The 18006-nt window shown below is 73.1% G+C and carries 16 protein-coding genes, 1 tRNA gene and 2 pseudogenes; 8 read left to right on the top strand and 11 right to left on the bottom strand.

The annotated features are described in order from the left end of the window. Positions 1–52: 52 nt before the first annotated feature. On the bottom strand, positions 53–1048 hold the full coding sequence (locus JL106_RS11625; RefSeq protein WP_205260889.1) for an NADPH:quinone oxidoreductase family protein: 996 nt from the start codon (positions 1046–1048) through the stop codon (positions 53–55). Next, complete coding sequence (locus JL106_RS11620) at positions 1045–2757, bottom strand: AMP-binding protein (RefSeq protein ID WP_205260888.1); 1713 nt, start codon at positions 2755–2757, stop codon at positions 1045–1047. The genes JL106_RS11625 and JL106_RS11620 overlap by 4 nt, the downstream gene beginning before the upstream one ends. Before the next feature lie 169 nt (positions 2758–2926). Here JL106_RS11620 and JL106_RS11615 point away from each other — a divergent pair, with 169 nt between their 5' ends. Next, positions 2927–3697 (top strand): SDR family oxidoreductase, encoded by a 771-nt coding sequence (locus JL106_RS11615; RefSeq protein WP_205260887.1) that lies wholly within the window; start codon positions 2927–2929, stop codon positions 3695–3697. Between the two features lie 76 nt (positions 3698–3773). Here JL106_RS11615 and JL106_RS11610 read toward each other — a convergent pair. Both JL106_RS11610 and JL106_RS11605 read right to left on the bottom strand, forming a co-directional pair. Further along, positions 3774–3861, bottom strand: a tRNA-Ser gene (locus tag JL106_RS11610). Between the two features lie 78 nt (positions 3862–3939). Continuing rightward, positions 3940–4863: a hypothetical protein gene (locus tag JL106_RS11605; RefSeq protein ID WP_205260886.1), complete on the bottom strand. Its 924-nt coding sequence runs from the start codon at positions 4861–4863 to the stop codon at positions 3940–3942. A gap of 205 nt (positions 4864–5068) precedes the next feature. Here JL106_RS11605 and JL106_RS11600 point away from each other — a divergent pair, with 205 nt between their 5' ends. The 3 genes from JL106_RS11600 to JL106_RS11590 all read left to right on the top strand — a co-directional run bounded on the left by JL106_RS11600 (position 5069) and on the right by JL106_RS11590 (position 7554). Next, positions 5069–5395 (top strand): putative quinol monooxygenase, encoded by a 327-nt coding sequence (locus tag JL106_RS11600; RefSeq protein ID WP_205260885.1) that lies wholly within the window; start codon positions 5069–5071, stop codon positions 5393–5395. A 147-nt stretch (positions 5396–5542) separates the two neighbouring features. Then, positions 5543–6619: a histidinol-phosphate transaminase gene (gene hisC / locus JL106_RS11595; protein WP_205260884.1), complete on the top strand. Its 1077-nt coding sequence runs from the start codon at positions 5543–5545 to the stop codon at positions 6617–6619. Between the two features lie 188 nt (positions 6620–6807). Next, positions 6808–7554 carry a Pr6Pr family membrane protein gene (locus JL106_RS11590; RefSeq protein WP_205260883.1) on the top strand — a complete coding sequence of 249 codons (747 nt, stop codon included), beginning with the start codon at positions 6808–6810 and terminating at the stop codon, positions 7552–7554. On the opposite strand, the gene JL106_RS11585 is transcribed toward JL106_RS11590, so the two are convergent. Together JL106_RS11585 and JL106_RS11580 are read right to left on the bottom strand one after the other, a co-directional pair. Next, entirely contained in the window at positions 7497–8399 is a 903-nt protein-coding gene (locus JL106_RS11585; protein WP_205260882.1) for a DNA-3-methyladenine glycosylase family protein, read from the bottom strand. The genes JL106_RS11590 and JL106_RS11585 overlap by 58 nt on opposite strands. A gap of 97 nt (positions 8400–8496) precedes the next feature. Further along, positions 8497–8910, bottom strand: a pseudogene (locus JL106_RS11580) (VOC family protein). Here JL106_RS11580 and JL106_RS22525 point away from each other — a divergent pair. Further along, positions 8869–9677: pseudogene (locus JL106_RS22525) on the top strand (helix-turn-helix transcriptional regulator); the annotation flags it as partial. The pseudogenes JL106_RS11580 and JL106_RS22525 overlap by 42 nt on opposite strands. Positions 9678–9679: 2 nt before the next feature. On the opposite strand, the gene JL106_RS11570 reads toward JL106_RS22525, so the two are convergent. Then, on the bottom strand, positions 9680–11221 hold the full coding sequence (locus tag JL106_RS11570; RefSeq protein WP_205261015.1) for a SulP family inorganic anion transporter: 1542 nt from the start codon (positions 11219–11221) through the stop codon (positions 9680–9682). Positions 11222–11451: 230 nt separating this feature from the next. Between JL106_RS11570 and JL106_RS11565 the strand changes: the two genes are divergently transcribed. Further along, positions 11452–11868, top strand: coding sequence for a MerR family transcriptional regulator (locus tag JL106_RS11565; protein WP_205260879.1), 417 nt, complete (start codon positions 11452–11454; stop codon positions 11866–11868). A 111-nt stretch (positions 11869–11979) separates the two neighbouring features. Here JL106_RS11565 and arsM read toward each other — a convergent pair whose 3' ends face one another. Continuing rightward, complete coding sequence (gene arsM / locus JL106_RS11560) at positions 11980–12927, bottom strand: arsenite methyltransferase (protein ID WP_205260878.1); 948 nt, start codon at positions 12925–12927, stop codon at positions 11980–11982. Between the two features lie 84 nt (positions 12928–13011). Here arsM and JL106_RS11555 point away from each other — a divergent pair, with 84 nt between their 5' ends. Both JL106_RS11555 and JL106_RS11550 read left to right on the top strand, forming a co-directional pair. Beyond that, positions 13012–13374 carry an ArsR/SmtB family transcription factor gene (locus JL106_RS11555; RefSeq protein WP_205260877.1) on the top strand — a complete coding sequence of 121 codons (363 nt, stop codon included), beginning with the start codon at positions 13012–13014 and terminating at the stop codon, positions 13372–13374. A 158-nt stretch (positions 13375–13532) separates the two neighbouring features. After that, positions 13533–13904 (top strand): dihydrofolate reductase family protein, encoded by a 372-nt coding sequence (locus tag JL106_RS11550; RefSeq protein WP_205260876.1) that lies wholly within the window; start codon positions 13533–13535, stop codon positions 13902–13904. On the opposite strand, the gene alc is transcribed toward JL106_RS11550, so the two are convergent. From alc to aceB, 3 genes are read right to left on the bottom strand one after another with little or no spacing between them, the layout of a single operon-like run. After that, entirely contained in the window at positions 13874–14965 is a 1092-nt protein-coding gene (gene alc / locus JL106_RS11545; RefSeq protein ID WP_205260875.1) for an allantoicase, read from the bottom strand. The genes JL106_RS11550 and alc overlap by 31 nt on opposite strands. Then, positions 14962–16257: a DUF6986 family protein gene (locus JL106_RS11540; RefSeq protein WP_205260874.1), complete on the bottom strand. Its 1296-nt coding sequence runs from the start codon at positions 16255–16257 to the stop codon at positions 14962–14964. The genes alc and JL106_RS11540 overlap by 4 nt, the downstream gene beginning before the upstream one ends. 1 nt (position 16258) lies before the next feature. Next, complete coding sequence (gene aceB, locus JL106_RS11535) at positions 16259–17893, bottom strand: malate synthase A (protein ID WP_205260873.1); 1635 nt, start codon at positions 17891–17893, stop codon at positions 16259–16261. Positions 17894–18006: the final 113 nt, after the last annotated feature.

The following is an 18006-nucleotide window of genomic DNA, read 5'->3' as shown; positions in this document are numbered from 1 at the left end:
GGTGACCGTCGAGAAGCCTACCGGACCGCGGGCCGTGGTCGAAATCGGCTGATCAGCCCCCGCGACCACCGACGGACGGTCGACCGAGCGTCACCACGGCCTTCCCCCGGACCTCCCCGCGGCCGAGCCGCTCCAGCACCTCCGGCAGCTGCTCGAACGGCACCACGCTGTCCAGCTGCGGTCGCACGAAGCCCTGCCGGGCCAGCCCGTCGAGCGTCGCCGCCTGCCGGGCGATGAGCCCGGGCTCGAGGTCCTGGAACGCGCCCCAAGCGGCACCGATCACCGAGATGTTGCGCAGCAGCACCCGGTTCACCCCGATCTTGGGGATGCCGCCGGCCGCGAACCCGACCACCACGATCCGGCCCTCCGGCGCCAGACACCGCACCGCCTCGTCGAACAGCCAGTCCCCCACCGGGTCGACCACCACGTCGACGCCCCGACCGGCCAGCTCCTTGACCCGGGCCGCGAAGCCCGGCTCCAGCACCAGCACGTCATCCGCGCCGGCCGCCGCAGCCACCTCGACCCGCTCCGGCCGGCTCACCCCGGCGATGACCCGGGCGCCCAGGCCCGTGGCCACCTGGATCGCGGCCGTGCCGATGCCGCCGGCCCCGCCGAGGACCAGGACGACCTCGCCCGCCCGCAGCGCCGCCCGTCGTTGCAGCGCGAACAGCGCGGTCTGGTGGTTGACCAGGATGGCTGCGGCGTCGACCAGGTCGACGTCGTCCGGCACCGGGGCGGCCGACGCGGCCGGCAGCACCGTCTGCTCGGCGAACCCGCCCTCCCAGGTGAAGCCGCAGACCCGGTCGCCGACGGCGAAGCCCGACCCGTCGGGCGCGGCCTGCACCGTGCCCGCCACCTCGCAGCCCGGCACGAACGGCGGATCGGGGCGGAACTGGTACCGCCCACGGGTGGTGAGCAGGTCCGGATAGTTCACGCCGATGGCCGCGACCCGGATGAGCAGGTCGTGCGGACCGGGGACGGGTGCCGGCACGTCGACCAGCCGCAGCGCGGCCGGACCCTCGTAGGCGTGCAGCTGGAACGCCTTCACGCGGTGCCACCTCTCGGGAGCTCGGTGGTGCGCAGCTCGCGCCGGAGGATCTTGCCGCTGGCGTTCTTGGGCAGGTCGCCGACCACGCTGACCAGGCGCGGGTACTTGTAGGCGGCCAGGTGCTCGCGGCAGAACGCGATGATCTCGGCCGGCTCGGCCGTCGTCCCGTCACGCAGGCTGACGTAGGCGTGCACCGTCTCACCGCGGTACTCGTCCGGCACCCCGACCACCGCGGCCTCCCGCACGGCGGGGTGCTGCAGCAGCACGTCCTCCACCTCACGCGGCCAGATCTTGTAGCCGCCCGCGTTGATCAGGTCCTTCTTGCGGTCCACCACGAACAGCCAGCCGTCCTCGTGGAGCACCCCGACATCACCGCTGAACAGCCAGCCGTCGCGCACGGCGTGCGCCGTTTCCTCCGGGGCGTTCCAATACCCGGGCACCACCATCGGCCCGGCCACGCAGATCTCGCCCACCGCCCCGGCGCCCAGCACCTCGCCGGTCTCGATGTCGGCGATGCGGACATCCGCACCCGGCACCGGCACCCCGACCGACAGCGCCCCGCTGGCCGGGTCGATCGGCGGGTCCACGCCGGGCGGCACCATGGTCGCCGGGGATGTCGTCTCGGTCAGGCCGTAGACCGCGAGCAGGCGCCACCCGGCCCGTTCCGCCACCCGGGCCACCAGCGCCGGGCCGAGCGGCGCGCCGCCCGAGACGGCCTTGCGCAGCGAAGTCAGGTCCCGGGTGAGCACGTCCGGATGCGAGGCGAGCGCGTTGTACGCGGTGCTGGCGGCCACCGTGAAGGTGACCCGGTGCCGCTCGATCGCCTCCAGCGTCGCAGCCGCGTCGAAGCGGTGCAGCAGCACGATCGGTGCGCCGGTCAGGATGGTCAGCCCGAGACCGGCGACGGTGCCGGTGATGTGGAACAGCGGTGCGACGCCCAGGACCACGTCGGGCTGGTCCGCGTCGTCCGGGTCGATCGAGTGCCAGGACGCGTAGACCTGCACGTTGTGGGCCATGCCGCCGTGGGTGTTCATCGCGCCCTTGGCCCGGCCGGTGGTCCCCGAGGTGTAGGTCAGCAGCGCGACGTCGGCCGGATCCACGTCGACCGGGTCCGGCACGGCACCGGCGTGGTCGGCCTGCAGCTGCAGCCAGTCGACGGTGTCGGCGAAGATCCGCCGCGGACCCCAGGTCTCGGCGAACACCGTCGGCGGAGCCGCGTCGCCGAACAGGTCCCACGGCGCGGTGGTGATCACCGTCCGCACGCCCAGCTCAGCCCGCAGCGGCGCGACCACGTCGGCGTACAGCGAGTCCAGCGACACCAGTACGGTCGGCTGCGCGTCGGCCAGGTGGTGCCGCAGTTCCTCTCGGCGCAGCATCGGGTTGATGCACGCGGCGGTCGCGCCGCACTTCCACGCGGCCAGCAGGGTCACCAGCCACTGCGGATCGTTCTGCAGGTGCACGGCGATCCGATCCCCCGGCAGGACGCCGGACCGCTGGAACGCGACGGCCAGCGCATCGCTCTGCGCGTCGATCGTCCCGAACGTCAGCGTCCGGTCGAACGACAGCACCGCGGGCCGGTCGCGCCGGGCGGCGACCGTCCGTCGCCAGGCGTGCAGCAGCGTCGGGCTCGACGGGGTCAGGTCGGCAGGGACCCCGGCCGGATGGAGCCGGGTCCAGGGATGCGGGGGCGCTGGGGGCGTTGAAGGCATCGTCGTCCTCACGCTGCTCGGGCGGACCGTGGTCCCGACCGTAACGGCGACCCACCGTTGCGCACTGCACGGGGCGGGCCGCGTCCGGCCCGTCCCGCCGCCCGGTCGGCCCCATCGGTCAGGATGGGCACCAGGGGCAGCACCCTCATCACCGACGAAGGGACGACCCATGGACGTGTCGCAGTGCACCGTGCTCGTCACCGGCGGCGCCTCCGGCCTGGGCGCGGCCACCGCCGCGGCCCTGGTGGCCAAGGGCGCCCGCGTGGTGGTGCTGGACCTGCCGGCGGCCATCACCCGGGACACGGAGACCTGGTCGCAGCTGCCGATCGAGGTGGCGCCGGCGGACGTGACCGACGCGCTGGAGGTCCGGTCCGCCGTGGAGCTGGCCGCGGGCGACGCCGACCGGCCGTTGCGCGGCGTGGTCAACTGCGCCGGCATCGGGCCCTCGATGCGCATCCTGGGCCGCAGCGGGCCGCACGACCTGGACCTGTTCCAGCGGGTCGTCACCATCAACCTGATCGGCTCGTTCACCGTGATGACGGTGGCCGCGGAGGCGATCGCCCGCACCGCACCGCTCGAGGACGGCGCCCGCGGCGCCATCGTGAACACCGCCAGCGTGGCCGCGTTCGACGGGCAGATCGGGCAGGCGGCGTACGCGGCGTCCAAGGCCGGCATCGCCGGGCTGACCCTGCCGGCGGCCCGGGACCTCGCGTCCGCCGGGATCCGGGTCAACACCATCGCGCCCGGGATCATCGAGACGCCGATGCTGGCCACGGTGTCCGAGGAGTACCGCGCCGGGCTGGCCGCCGGGGTGCCGTTCCCCAAGCGTCTGGGACGCCCGGGCGAGTACGCCGAGCTGGCGCTGTTCCTGCTGGAGCACGACTACGTCAACGGCGAGACGATCCGGTTGGACGGCGCGCTGCGGATGCCGCCGAAGTGATCGCGCGTCGGGTCGAGGGAGCGGGCGCTGTCAGGCGGCGGACACGGTGAGCACCGGCCGCCCGACCTGACGAGTGCGGAAGCGGAGGGATTTGAACCCTCGGTGCCCTTGACGAGCACAACACATTAGCAGTGTGTCCCATTCGGCCGCTCTGGCACGCTTCCCCGGGGCCACCCGCAGGAGGCCACCGGGCAGGAACAGTACCGGGTGACCGGACGTGCGAGCAAAGCGCCCGCGTCCGGTCACGATCGACAGGTGGCCGGGTCCAGTGCGGCGACGTCGAGCTCGGCGGAGCAGCCGATGACGGTGTAGCGGTCGCCGGACCAGCCGAACACCAACCAGAGCGCCGGGTCGGCGCTTCCGTCCTGCACGGCGATGCCCAGCTCGCCACCCCCCAGGTCGACCGCGCGTCCCTGGTCGGTGCCGGACGGGAACGCGTCGTTGCCCGAGACATCGCGCCAGGCACCGGTCGTCGTCAGCTGGAACGCGGACAGCACGGCGCGCCCGTCGCCCTGTCGCCCCACCACGATGCACCGCGCGGCCGGGTCACAGCGCAGGGCGTCCGCGGCGAAGGCGGTTCCGTACGGAACGTTGATGGTGCCGCGCAGCGCGCCGCCGGCGTCCACCGAGACCAGCAGCGCGCGGCCACCGGTGGTGATGAGCGCCGCGCCCAGCGCGCCCTGCACCCCGGCGGCCGACGCCAGCACGGCACATCCGGGGCAGGCTGACAGGTCGACCGGCGGGGCGCCGGGCGCCGGCGCCACCGGTGATGCAGGCGGGGCCTGCGCCGGCGCGGATCCGTCGGTGGTCGGCGCCGCGTCCGGAGTGCCCGGTCCGGCGGACTCGGAGGCGGGGTCGGGCGTGAGCCCGGCGGTGGGCGCATCCGGCGCAGCGGCAGTGGAGTCGGACGGCACGGCATCGGACGGCACGACATCGGACGGCACGGCCCCGGACGGCGGGGTGTCCGCGCCGGGCAGGGCGGGCACGGTGATCACCGGGCCCCGGCTGCTGCCGGCGACCGCGCCGGCGGTGGGGGTGGTGGCCGAGCTGACCGCTGGCGCGGTGCCGAGGTCGTCACCTGCGCCGTCGGGTCGGGCGCCGGGACTGCCGCACCCGGCCGCGCCGGTCAGCAGCAGAGCCGCCAGCGCGCCCGCCAACAGCCTCACCCGCCGGCGCCCCCACGCACCGCCCGACCCGCGCATCCTGCCCCCCGCCCGCGCCACCCATCCCGGTCCGGCGACACTCGCCGACCAGCGTCGCACCCGGAGCCGGCTCGGTCCGGCAGGTCGAGCGGTGCGCCGTGGGCGGGCGGTCGCCCCGGTTCGCGGGACCCGAAGGAAGCGGCTCGAGCGGCACTGTCATGCTCGCGCGATGACCACAGCCAGCAACCCCATCGTCGTCGTCGCTGTCTTCACCCCCGCCGAGGGCAAGAAGGAGGAGCTCACCGCGCTGTTCACCGAGGCCGTCGCCAAGGTGCACACCGAGCCGGGCTGCCACCTGTACTCGCTGCACGAGTCCTCGGACGGCAACCTGATCTTCATCGAGAAGTGGGAGTCGGCCGACGCCCTGCAGGTGCACAGCACCGCGCCGGCCCTCACCGAGGTCGGCCCCAAGCTCGGCCCGCTGCTGGGTGCCGCCCCGCAGGTCACCACCATGACCGCCATCCCGGCCGGGGACGCCACCAAGGGCGCCCTCTGACCCCGATCGTCCACCCGGTCCGCTGACCCGTCGGCCCGGCGCCGGTCCCGACACCGCTACGGTGACGGACCGGCGCCGGGCTCTTCTCTGTCCCGGCCGGCCGGCGCGTCGTCGCCGGTCCCCCTTGGCGAGCGAGGACGTGCGGACATGACGGTGCGGTTCAGGTCGGCGCTCGACGGGCTCCCCGCCTACGCACCCGGCCGCAGCGTCCCCGGCGCGGTGAAGCTGGCGTCCAACGAACTGAGCTGGCCGACACTTCCCCAGGTCGCCGAGGCGATCGCGGTGGCCGCCGGGGACGAGCACACCCGCGGCATCAACCGGTACCCGGACAACACCGCCGAGCACCTGGTGTCCGCGCTGGCCGAGCACGTCGACCAACCCCGGGAGCGGCTGGTGGTGGGCGGCGGTTCGGTGGCGCTGTGCCAGCAGCTGGTGCAGATCGTGGCCGGCGACGGCGACGAGGTGGTGTTCGGCTGGCGCTCCTTCGAGGCCTACCCGATCGTCACGCAGATCACCGGGGCCCGGCCGGTGATGGTGCCGGTGACCGGCGACCACCGGCTGGACCTGGCCGCACTCGCCGATGCGGTGACCGAGCGGACCCGGTTGATGTTCGTGTGCACGCCGAACAATCCGACCGGCACCGTGGTGCACACCGACGAGCTCGTCGAGCTGATCGAGCGGGTGCGCGACGACGTCCTCATCGTGGTGGACGAGGCCTACCGCGAGTTCGACACCGATCCCGACTCGGCCGACGGGGTCGCCCTGGCCGCCCGGTACCCGAACGTCGTGACGCTGCGGACGCTCTCCAAGGCCTACCAACTGGCCGGACTGCGGGTCGGCTACGCCGTGGCCGACCCGTCGATCGTCACGGCGCTGCGCAAGGTGGCCATCCCCTTCGCGGTCAACTCGCTCGCGCAGGTCGCGGCGCTCACCGCCCTGGCCGCGCAGACTGAACTGGCTCCGCGCTGGCGGGCCGTGGTGGCCGAGCGGGACCGGGTGACGGCCGCGCTGCGGGAGGCCGGGTTCGAGGTCCCCACCTCGCAGGCCAACTTCGTCTGGCTGCCGCTGGGCACCCGCGCAGCCGCCTTCGCCGAGCACTGCGAGACGACCGAGAAGGTGATCGTGCGGGCCTTCCCGGACGCGACCGGCGGGGTCCGGATCACCATCGGCGCACCGCAGGAGAACGACCGGATGCTGCAGGCGGCGCGCAGCTGGCCGCGGTGATCGCCGCCCACGGTCCCTCGACGAGCCCGAACCCACCGGGGCCGGCCGAGCGCCCATCGAGCACGGCGCGCAGCTGGCCGCGGTGAGCTGACTCCGCGCCAACCATTGCGTCACCGTGCGTCGGCGACTGATCATGTCCGGTGATCAGCGCGGTGACGGTGCCGCGCGGGGGTGATCAGGGGACCACCATGACCGCACCAACCGCACCCGTGCGGTCCGAGCGCCGCCGCGCGTCCCGGATCTGGCATCTGGTCATCGCGATCGACGTGACCGTCGCGTTGATCATCCAGGTCTGGCTCATCCTCACCGGAGGCCCCGACCCGAACACCGGCGAGACGGTGGCCACGGTCGGCGTGCTGACCCGGATGATCCAGACGGTCAGCTTCTTCACCATCCAGAGCAACATCCTGGTGCTCGTCGTGGCGATCACGATGATCATCGATCCGGACCGGGACGGGCGGTTCTGGCGGGTGCTGCGCCTGGACGCGCTGCTCGGCATCACCATCACCGGACTGGTCTTCGACCTCATCCTGATCCGGTACGTCGATCCGCACGGCTGGCAGCTGGTCGCCACCATCGGCTTCCACTACATCGCGCCGTGGGCCACGCTGCTCGGCTGGCTGCTGTTCGGTCCGCGCCCCCGGATCGACCGCGGGACCTTGATCTGGGTGTGGGTGTGGCCGCTGGCCTGGATCGCGTACACCTTCATCCGGGGCGCCATCGTCGACTGGTACCCGTACCCGTTCCTGGACGTCGAGGAGCTCGGGTACGCCGCGTCGCTGCGCAACACCGGCTTCGTCCTGCTGGTGGCGGTGGTGCTGGTCGTCGTCTTCACCGCGATCGACCGGCGGCTGGGGGTCGTCGGCGGTGGCCGACGTCAGTCGGACCGGGCCGTCCCGTCCGGCGCGACCGCGGCGGAGCCGCCGGCCCGCTGAGCCAGCGCGTGCGCCCACAGCTGGAAGGCGGCCGCGGCCCGGTGCGGTGACCACCGCGCCGCCACGGTGCGAGCCGCGCGCTCGTCGGGCACTCCCATCGCGCGGCGTACGACCAGGTCGCCGGCCGGGAACGCGTCCCGGTCGGCCAGGCCGCGCATGGCGATGAGGTCGAGCGTCCAGGGGCCGATCCCGGGGAGCGCCAGCAGCTCCCGCCGGGTGGCGGTCAGATCGCCGTCCGGGTCCAGGACGAGTCCGTGGGCCACGGCGGCGGCCAGGCTCGACAGCGTCCGGGCCCGGGCGCCGGTGACGCCCAGCGCCGCCCGCAGCTCGTCCACCGGGACGGCGGCCACGGCGGGCGCGGTCGGGAAGATGCGCCCCCCGGACGGCAGTGCCTGGCCACACCGGTCCAACAGCCGGGTGGTGAACGTCCGTCCCGCGGCCACCGACACCTGCTGGCCCAGCACCGTCGTCGCCGCGCACTCGAAGACGTCGAGGTACCCGACGACGCGCACCCCGGGACGGTGCTCGGCCAGCGGTCCGAGCAGCGGATCGTGCCCCCAGGCGCGGAGCTGGGCGGCCGGGTCGGCGTCCAGGTCCAGCCACCGCCGGACCAGCCGCTGGACGTCTCCCTCGTGCCGCCCGACCGGCTGGACCAGCCGGATCCGGTCGGTCGCGAGGCGGACCTCGATCGGGACGGCGGTGTCGTCGGGCAGCCGCAGCCACCGCCGCACCGTGCCGGTGGCCGCGTCGACGGCGTCCTGACCGGGCAGGGCGTGCACGGTCAGGATGGTCAGCGCCTCGGCCACGGCGAACGGCGGCGTGACGGGCAGCTCGACGGTCCGCACCGGACCGAGGGTGTGCGGGTCGGGCGGCGGCTCCGCTTCGCTCGCCGTGCCGCCGGCGCTCCTCGGTCCCACGCGTGGGACGCTACCGGCGCCCGTGTCACCCCTGGCTGTCCGCCGGCGTCACCCCGAGCACCCAGGTGACACCGAACCGATCGGTGAGCATGCCGAAGCCAGCACCTCGTCCAGGCTGGAGCCGTTCACCGAGACGAAGAACGGCTGGTCGGTGATGGTCACGCCGTGCTCGCGTCGGGTCGAGCCGGTCGCGGCGGAACCACCGCTCTGACCTGGGATGTCGTACGCCATGACCGTGAACCCGTTGTCGGCCAGGACCTGCCCGAAGACCACCTTGTCGGCGCCCGGGGCCTCGGCGGGCATCCCGAAGTCACCGTAGGTCGAGACGGTCAACCGGCCACCGAAGACCGACCGGTAGAAACTCCAGCGCCGCCCGGGCGTCGCCGCGGAAGTTGGCTGGCCGGTCACGGTGCTGGCCGGCCGGCTGGACGTCAGTCACCGGACGATCCGGCGGAACGTCGACCGGCTGCGCGAGATGGGCTACCGGATCGAGGCGACGATGGGCCCGGACGGGGGTACCGCCTCGACGCCGGTGCCGAGCTGCCACCGCTGTTGTTCGACGACGACCAGGTCGTCGCGCTGACCATGGCCCTGCAGGCCGCCACCGTGACCGGGGCCGGCATCGAGGAGGCCGCGCTGCACGCGCTCACCACCGTGCGGCAGGTGATGCCGTCCCGGCTCCGCCACCGACTGGACGCTCTCGAGTTCACCGCCGTCCCCGGCGGCCGACCCGGCGATCCGGTCGACCCCGAGGTGCGCCGGGCGGTGTCCTCCGCCAGGAGCGCGCGGGAGGTGCTGCGGTTCGGATACGCCGACCGGGACTCATCCGCCGATCCGCCGCCGCGCCAGGTGGAGCCGCGCAACCTCGTGGTCACCTCGGGCCGGTGGTACCTGGTGGCGTGGGACCTGGACCGCGACGACTGGCGCATCTTCCGTGCCGATCGCATCGCGCCGCGCGTTCCGCACGGTCCGGGCTTCATCCCGCGCGAGGTGCGCGGCGGCGACGTGGCGGCGTTCGTGGGTGTCCGGTCCATGGGATCCGACTCCCACGACACCTGGCCGTGCATCGGGACCGTCGTGCTGCACCGGCCGGCCTTCGAAGTCCGGCCGTTCGCCGGCGACGGCACGGTCGAGGTCCTCGACCCGCCCGAGCTGGCTGCGGCCTTCGGCCGACTCGCGGTGCCCAACGCCACCACCGCCGCCTCGACTCAGTGGCCGGCGCCCAGCTTCCCGGCCAGCCGGTCGTGCCGCTGGGCGCTGTCGGCGTTCATCCCGACGATGGTGACGTGCTTGCCACGGGTGGCGTACCGGTGCTCGATGGCGTCCAGGGTGGCGACCGTCGAGGCGTCCCACAGGTGCGCCCGGGACAGGTCGATGACCACTTCGTCGGGATCGCCGGCGTAGTCGAACTGGTGCACCAGGTCGTTGGACGAGGCGAAGAACAGCTCACCCTCGACGGCGTAGACGCGGCGCCCGGCCGGGTCACTGTCCCGGTCGGGACCGGTGTCGATCCGGGTCACGGTGGTCAGGTGGGCCACCCGCCGGGCGAACAGCACCATGGCGACCAGCACGCCGACGATGACGCCGTAGGCGAGGTTGTGGGTGGCCACCGTGACCGCGACGGTGGCCACCATGACCGCGGTCTCGGACCTGGGCATCCGGCGCAGGGTGGCCGGGCGGATGGAGTGCCAGTCGAAGGTGCCGACCGACACCATGATCATCACGGCGACCAGCGCGGCCATCGGGATGATGGCCACGACGTCGCCCAGGCCGACGACCAGCACGAGCAGGAAGACCCCGGCCAGGAAGGTGGAGATCCGGGTCCGAGCCCCCGAGACCTTCACGTTGATCATCGTCTGGCCGATCATCGCGCAGCCGCCCATGCCGCCGAAGAACCCCGTGATGACGTTGGCCACGCCCTGACCCCACGCCTCGCGGGTCTTGTTCGAGTGGGTGTCGGTGACGTCGTCGACCAGCTTGGCCGTCAGCAGTGACTCCAGGATCCCGACCAGGGCCATGGCCAGGGCGAACGGCGCGATGATCCGCAGCGTCTCGAGATCCAGCGGCACGTCCGGGAACAGCAGCGACGGCAGCGACTCGGGAAGCGCCCCCTCGTCACCGACGGTCGGCACGGCGATCGCCGCGGTGACCGTCGCCGCGGTGAGCAGCACGATGGCCACCAGCGGCGCCGGCACCACCGTGGTCCACCGCGGCAGCATCACCATGATCGCGATGCCCACCGCGACCAGCGGATACACCGGCCAGGGCACGTCGATGAGGTGCGGCAGCTGCGAGGTGAAGATCAGGATGGCCAGGGCGTTGACGAACCCGACCATGACCGACCGCGGGATGAAGTGCATCAGCCTGGCCACGCCGAGGACACCCAGCAGCACCTGGATGACGCCGGCCAGGATGACGGTGGCGATGAGGTAGTCGACCCCGTGGTCGCGCACGACCGGGGCGACCACGAGCGCGACCGCGCCGGTGGCGGCCGAGATCATGGCCGGACGCCCGCCCAGGAAGGCGATCGAGACGGCCATGGTGAACGACGCGAACAGGCCCAGCCGCGGGTCGACGCCGGCGATGATCGAGAAGGCGATCGCCTCCGGGATGAGCGCCAGCGCCACCACCAGCCCGGCCAGCACCTCCGTCCGCAGCCGCCGCGGCGACCGCAGCGCGGCCAGCACGGAGAACGACCGGTCGGCCTCAGGGACGCTCGGCGAGGACGTCGCGGTGGCAGGGCGGCCCAGGGCCGGCCGATCAGCACGTCGAGACACGCGGTTCCTTCGTGGTTCGCAGCAGTCGGAGCCGTCGTGCGCCGGTGCGGCGGGGACGGCAGCAGGAAGCACGCGCGTCGGTGCGCGGGGCGGCGCGGCGCCGCATCGGCGATCACCACCGGACCGGAACCCTACCCTCACGTCAGGGTAGGGTCGAGGACACGAGGGCCAGGACACATCGCGACGCAGGGCACGATGTCGGCATGAGCGATCAGGGCGCTGTGCGGGCCGGCGAGCGCACCGGCGAGGTCACGATGCACATCGGGGCGGTCGCCGAACGCACCGCGCTGTCCCTGCGCACCCTGCGGCACTACGACGAGGTCGGGTTGCTGCCGCCGTCGGGACGCACCGACGGCGGGTTCCGCCTCTACACCGAGTCGGACGTCGACCGGCTGCTGCTCATCCGCCGGATGAAGCCGCTGGGCTTCACCCTCGAGGAGATGGGTGAGCTGCTGGTGTTGGTCGACCATCTCGCCGAGGACGACGCGGCGGCGGCCGACGCCCGGGAACGCCTGCGGCAGTACATCGTCCGCGCCGAGGAGCAGCGAGCGGATCTGGCCCGCAAGCTCGACATGGCCGACGAGTTCATCGACCTGCTGCGGGCCCGTTCTCCGGAGTGAGCTCGGCGATGAGCGCCTCCACCCTGGACCGGACCTCGTCCCGGATCGGCCGGACCGCGTCGAGCGGGAGTCGCCGCGCGACCGGCACCTCCGTGCCGTTCGGGGCGGGCGTCACCGGCACCCGCAGGAACCGGCAGGACCCGTCGAGCCGCCGCAGCACCCGTCCTCGGCCGACGCCCCGCAGCAGCTGCCCTGGTCGCCGCTCGAGCAGCACCCGCCGGCCGCGCCCACCTGACTCAGCGGCAGCAGTCCGCGCCACTCCGGTTCCGAGGCCGGACCGGCATCGGTCGTCGCCCGCGCGAGCGGCTTCACCCCGCGGATGATCGCGCCGTGCATGCCCGGTGCGACCTCGTGGGTGAACACCACGTCGGTGTCCACGAACCCGGCCGCCGCCAGACCGTCCAGGTACTCGGCCCGGGACAGCGCCCCGGCGATGCACTCGACGAACGAGCCGCGCTCGGCCCGCTGGGCCGGGGTGAGGTGGTTCTCGGCGACCACGTCGGCGATGCCGATGCGGCCGCCCGGCACCAGCACGCGGAACATCTCGGCCAGCACGGACGGCTTGTCGGTGGACAGGTTGATCACACAGTTGGAGATGACGACGTCGACCGCACCGTCCGGCAGCGGGACCGCCTCGATCCGGCCCTCCAGGAACTCGACGTTGCTCACGCCGGCCCGCGCCGCGTTGGCCCGGGCCAGAGTGAGCATCTCGGCGGTCATGTCGACCCCGAAGACGCGCCCGCTCGGCCCGACCCGGCCCGCCGACAGCAACACGTCGATGCCACCGCCCGACCCGAGGTCCAGCACCCGTTCGCCCTCGCGGAGTTCGGCCACCATGAGCGGGTTGCCGCAGCCCAGGCTGGCCAACACCGCCTCGTCCGGCAGGCCGGCGGTGACCGCCGGGTCGTACCGTCCGGCACCGAACACCCCGCGGTCGTCGAGTTCCCGCGCTGCGCACGTCGGCCCACAGCAGCCGGTCGCCGAGCTGTCCGAGACCGCGGCGGCCACGGCGGCGTACCGCTCGCGGACCGACCGCCGCACCGTGCCGACCTCAGTCATGTGCTTCGCCTCCATCGATGACCGTCGATGGGCGACCCTGCCCCATGCATAGACGGCTGTCAATGCGTCGGGCACACTGGCCCCATGGCCGGTCCGCGCTCGCTTCCGCTGCTCGGCCCGGCCTGCTGCGCGCCGCTGGTCCGGGCGCCGCTGGACGCCGCCACGGCGGCCGACCTGGCCCGCACACTCAAGGCGCTGGCCGACCCGGCCCGACTCCGATTGCTGTCGATGGTCGCCGCCCACGACGGTGGCGAGGCGTGCGTCTGCGACCTGACCGAGCCGCTCGGCCTGACCCAGCCCACGGTGTCGCACCACCTCAAGGTGCTGGTCGACGCCGGCCTGCTGACGCGGGACAAGCGCGGGGTGTGGGCGTACTACGCGCTCGTCCCCGGCGCCCTGGACGCCGTGGCCGCCGTGCTGAGCAGCCAGACCGCCCCGGTCGGCTGACCGGGACCCGATGAGTTCGGCGCGACCCGGCAGTCCGGGCAGAACGGGGTGCGGACCAGCCGTGCCCAGGACCCGCCGGGAGGCGTCGTGCGCAGGGTGGTGGTCAGCGAGTTCGTCTCGCTGGACGGCGTGATGCATGGCCGCAGCGCACCGGCGTGATGGCGGACACGATCAACTCGATCGACAAGGTCGTCGGCTCCACCACCCTCGGTGACCCGGAGTGGGCGAACACCACGGTGGTGCGGCATCTCGACGCGGTCCGCGCCCTGCACGAGTCCGACGACGGCGCGCCGATCCTGGTCGCGGGCAGCCGCACGCTGGTGCACGGACTGCTGCTCGCCTGGTCGGTCGACGAGCTGCGCCTGCAGGTGTTCCCGGTGGGTCCTGGGCTCGGGCGACCGGGTCTGGCCGGAGCGGCCGGACATGCTCGACCTGACCCTGGTCGACGCCGCCTCGCTGGCCTCCGGGGTGCTGCTGCTGGCCTACCGTCGCCGAGGCATCAGAAGCCGGTCGCGGCCGCCCGCAGGTGACCGGGCGGGCGACCGGCCTCGTACCGCTCATGCAGGGTGGCCATGGTCTGCGGGTCGACCTCGCCGAACACCCGCACCCGGGCCAGCCCGCCGTCCGGGTAGACGTCGACCCGGACGTGACTGACCGGCTCGTCGGAGTCTGCGCCGAACAGGTGGCGGGTGTCGATCTGCAGGGCCGTCCTCGGCACGATCGTGCGCCAGCAGCCGGGATCGGGGTCGGCCAGCGCCGCCGTCAGCGCCGGCCCGTCCAGCCCGGACAGGTCGGCCCCGCGCACCTGCGCCTCGCCGGGCGCGTTCCCGACGAACCACGACGTGTCCAGCTCGACCCGGCGGATCACGCCCCGCGCACCCAACCGCACGGTGACGTGGTCGTTGCCGTCGTCCCGGCGCCGCGAGTTCTCCCATCCCTCGCCCATGTGGCGAGGCCGGTCGGGCAGGAGCAGGTTGGCCGGCGACGAGTAGAACCGGTTCGAGCAGTCGACGACGGTGCCGCCGAGCTCCACACCGGCCAGGTCGACGGTGCCGGTGAGCAGCCGCGGATCGGGCACCGGCACGCCGTGCACGCGGAACCGGGCCACCCCGCCGTCCGGGTAGATGCGCAGCCGGATGTGCGTCCAGCGGTGCGGATCGGTGACGCTGAACTCGTTCTCGGTGTCGCCCTGCACCGGCGAGCGGGGCACCAGCGGCGTCCACGTCACCGTGTGCAGCTCGTCGACACTGGGGAACCCGGTGATCGAGGCGCCCTCCACCGAGACGGTCGGCGGGTAGTTGCCGGTGAACCAGGCGGTGTCCACGACCACGCCGTGCACGACTCCCGGGGTGCCCAGCCGGACGATGGCATGGTCGAACTGGTCGTGCCGTTCCGGACCGCCGCGCCGGCGCCGGGTCTCCCAGCCGTCGTAGATCTTGCCCTTGTGGCCGAACTCCGGCGAGAACGCCGACGGCGTCGGCTTGATCAGGTTCTCCTTCTCGGCGAACAGCTCGTCGTTGGCGTACACGACGCTGCCGGACAGCAACCGGGAGGCCAGATCCGGCAGCAACCGGAAGTCGGCGGAAGTCACGCGGGCGAAGACCTTTCCTCAGGGGTGGCCTCGGGCGCACGCCGGGCCAGTCGCAGCAATCCTGCCCGGTCCAGGCCGGTGGTGGTCTGGACGTGGGCGAGGTCGGTGGCGCCGCAGTCGACCGCGCGGGCCAGGAAGCCGGCCAGCGCGATCGCGGTGGCCGGCTCGTCCAGGAACCCGGAGTCCTGTCGGTCCAGCCAGGCCCGCACCCGGGTGGTGGCCTCAGGCAGTCCTTCGGCGAAGAACACGTGGTTGGCCGCGTACCGGGTGACCAGCTGTCCGGCGTGCAGGTCCCACCCCTGGTACAGACCGCGTTCCAGTGACCGGCGGACCAGCCGGGCGTGCAGCCGCCAGGCCCGGTGCACCGCGTCGCGGTCCCCCACCGGCAGCACGTTGCTGGACCCGTCACTGACCAGCACCCCGGTGCCGGCCGCGGCCACCTGCATGATCGACTTGGCGAAGTCGGCGGCCGGGTGCTCGAGACTCTGGTACTGGCCCGCGATCCCGCAGGACGCCGAGTAGTCGTAGGTGCCGTAGTGCAGACCGGTGACCCGGCCGTCCCCGGCGTGGATCATCCGCGCGACCAGTACTCCGCCGTCCGGTCCGATGACCGACTGCGGCGTCTCCACCTGGATCTCGAAGGTGATCGTGCCGTCCGCCAGCGCCAGTCGGGTCTCCAGATGGCGGCACACCTGCACCATGGCCTCGACCTGATCCACCGAGGTGACCTTGGGCAGGGTGATCCGCAGTCCGGCCGGCAACGGACCGGTGGCGGTCAGGGCGGTGACGAAGCCGACCAGGGTGCGGACGCCGCGGGCCCGGGTGGGCGCCTCGAAACTCTTGCACCGGATGCCCACGAACGGTGCGGCGGCGCCGGCGTCCAGGCTGGTCCGCAGCGCGGCCGCCGCCGCCTGCACCGCGGCGTCCTCCACCTCGTCGGGATGGTGGCCGTAGCCGTCCTCGAAGTCGATCCTCAGGTCCTCGATCGGCTCGGTGGTCAGCTTGGCCAGCACCCGCGGCAGCACGGCGGCCAGCAGCGGCTCCGGCAGCCCGGTCGCCGCCGCGAACACCGCCGGATCAGAAACGTACGGCTGCAACAGGTCTCGCGCCGCGCCCCCCCAGCTCGTGACCGTGTCTGCGTCGTAGCGGTCGGCCGGCACGTACACCGTGGACACCGGCTGTCGCTCGCCCCGGTGACCGGGGAAGCGGGCAGCCAGTTCGGCATCGGCGGCGGCCAGCCGCAGGTCGAGATGGGCCAGCAGCGCGCCCAGGTCCGCGTCGTCGAACGCCATCTCAGGACACCGCCCGGTAGGCCGGCAGGGTCAGGAAGTCGACGTACTCGTCGTCCAGCGCGACGGCCTGGAGGATCTCCGCCGCTGCGGCGAACCGGCCGGCGGTGAACGCAGCCTCGCCGACCTGCTCACGGATCGCCGCGAGTTCCTCGGTGATGGTGCGGCGCACCCGCTCGGTGGTGATGACCTCGCCGTCGTCCGTGGTCGAGCCGTTGTGCACCCACTGCCACAGCTGGGACCGGGAGATCTCGGCCGTCGCGGCGTCCTCCATCAGGTTGTGGATGCCGACCGCACCGGAGCCGCGCAACCACGACTCCAGGTACAGCAGCGCCACTTCCACGTTGGACCGCACGCCGGCGTCGGTGATCGCCCCCGGGGTGGACTTGATGTCCAGCAGGTCGGCCGCCGTGACCTGCACGTCGTCCCGCTGCCGCTCCACCTGGTTGGGCCGGTCGCCGAGCACCGCGTCGAACACCTCCCGGCACACCGGCACGAGATCAGGGTGGGCCACCCAGGAACCGTCGAAGCCCTGCCCCGCCTCCCGCTCCTTGTCCGCGCGCACCTGGGCGAACGCCCGGGCGTTCACCTCGGCGTCCTTGCGGCTCGGGATGAACGCACTCATGCCGCCGATGGCCATGGCCCCGCGCGCGTGACAGGTCTTCACCAGCAACTCGGCGTAGGCCTGCATGAAGGGCGCCGTCATCTTCACGACGTTGCGCTCGGGCAGCACGAAGTCGGGTCCGGAGTCGCGGAACACCTTGATGATGCTGAACAGGTAGTCCCACCGGCCGGCGTTCAGCCCCGAGCTGTGGTCGCGCAGCTCGTACAGGATCTCGTCCATCTCGAACGCCGCCGGGATGGTCTCGATGAGCACGGTGGCCCGGATGCTGCCGTACGGGATGCCGAGCTGCTCCTGCGCCCAGGTGAAGACGTCGTTCCACAGCCGCGCCTCGAGATGGCTCTCCATCTTGGGCAGGTAGAAGTACGGCCCGCTGCCGCGTTCGAGCAACTCGGCGGCGTTGTGGAAGCAGTACAGCCCGAAATCGACCAGAGCGCCGACCATCGGGGTGCCGTCGACGCGGATGTGCTCCTCGTCGAAGTGCCAGCCGCGGGGGCGCACCACGATGGTGGCCAGCGGCGCGTCGGTCCGCAGCCGGTACTCACGACCGGCCTCGTTGGTGAAGCTGATGTCCCGCCGGATCGCGTCGGCCAGGTTGACCTGCCCGCCGATGACGTTGTGCCAGTGCGGGGTGCTGGCGTCCTCCAGGTCGGCCAACCACACCTTCGCGCCGGAGTTCAGCGCGTTGATCGTCATCTTCCGGTCGGTCGGGCCGGTCATCTCGACCCGCCGGTCCTGCAGGTCGGCCGGGAACGGTGCGACGGTCCAGTCCCCTTCCCGGACAGCGGCGGTCTCGGGCAGGAAGTCGAGCCGCCCCGTGCGGGCCACCTCGGCCCGCCGGCGCGCCCGCGCGGCCAGCAGCTCGTCCCGGCGGGCGCCGAAAGCGCGCTGCAGTCCGGCCAGGAAGGCCAGCGCGTCCGGGGTGAGCACTCGCGGCAGGCCGGGCACCTCGGGGCCGGTGACCTGCACACCCCCGGTCGTGCCGCCGGCTCCTGCGTCGGGCTCGGTCCTGGTCATCTCGCTCCCCGCTTCCCTCGGCCGGCGTCCAGCCTGCCCGGACCGTGTGTCCGGCGCATGACGGCAGCGCCGACGCGGACCCGCTGACTGAGCTGATTCCACATCGTGGAATG

Source organism: Nakamurella leprariae (assembly GCF_016918035.1).
Lineage (GTDB): Bacteria > Actinomycetota > Actinomycetes > Mycobacteriales > Nakamurellaceae > Nakamurella > Nakamurella leprariae.
Note: the sequence above shows the minus strand (reverse complement) of the source record. Positions and strands in the feature narration are given on the sequence as shown.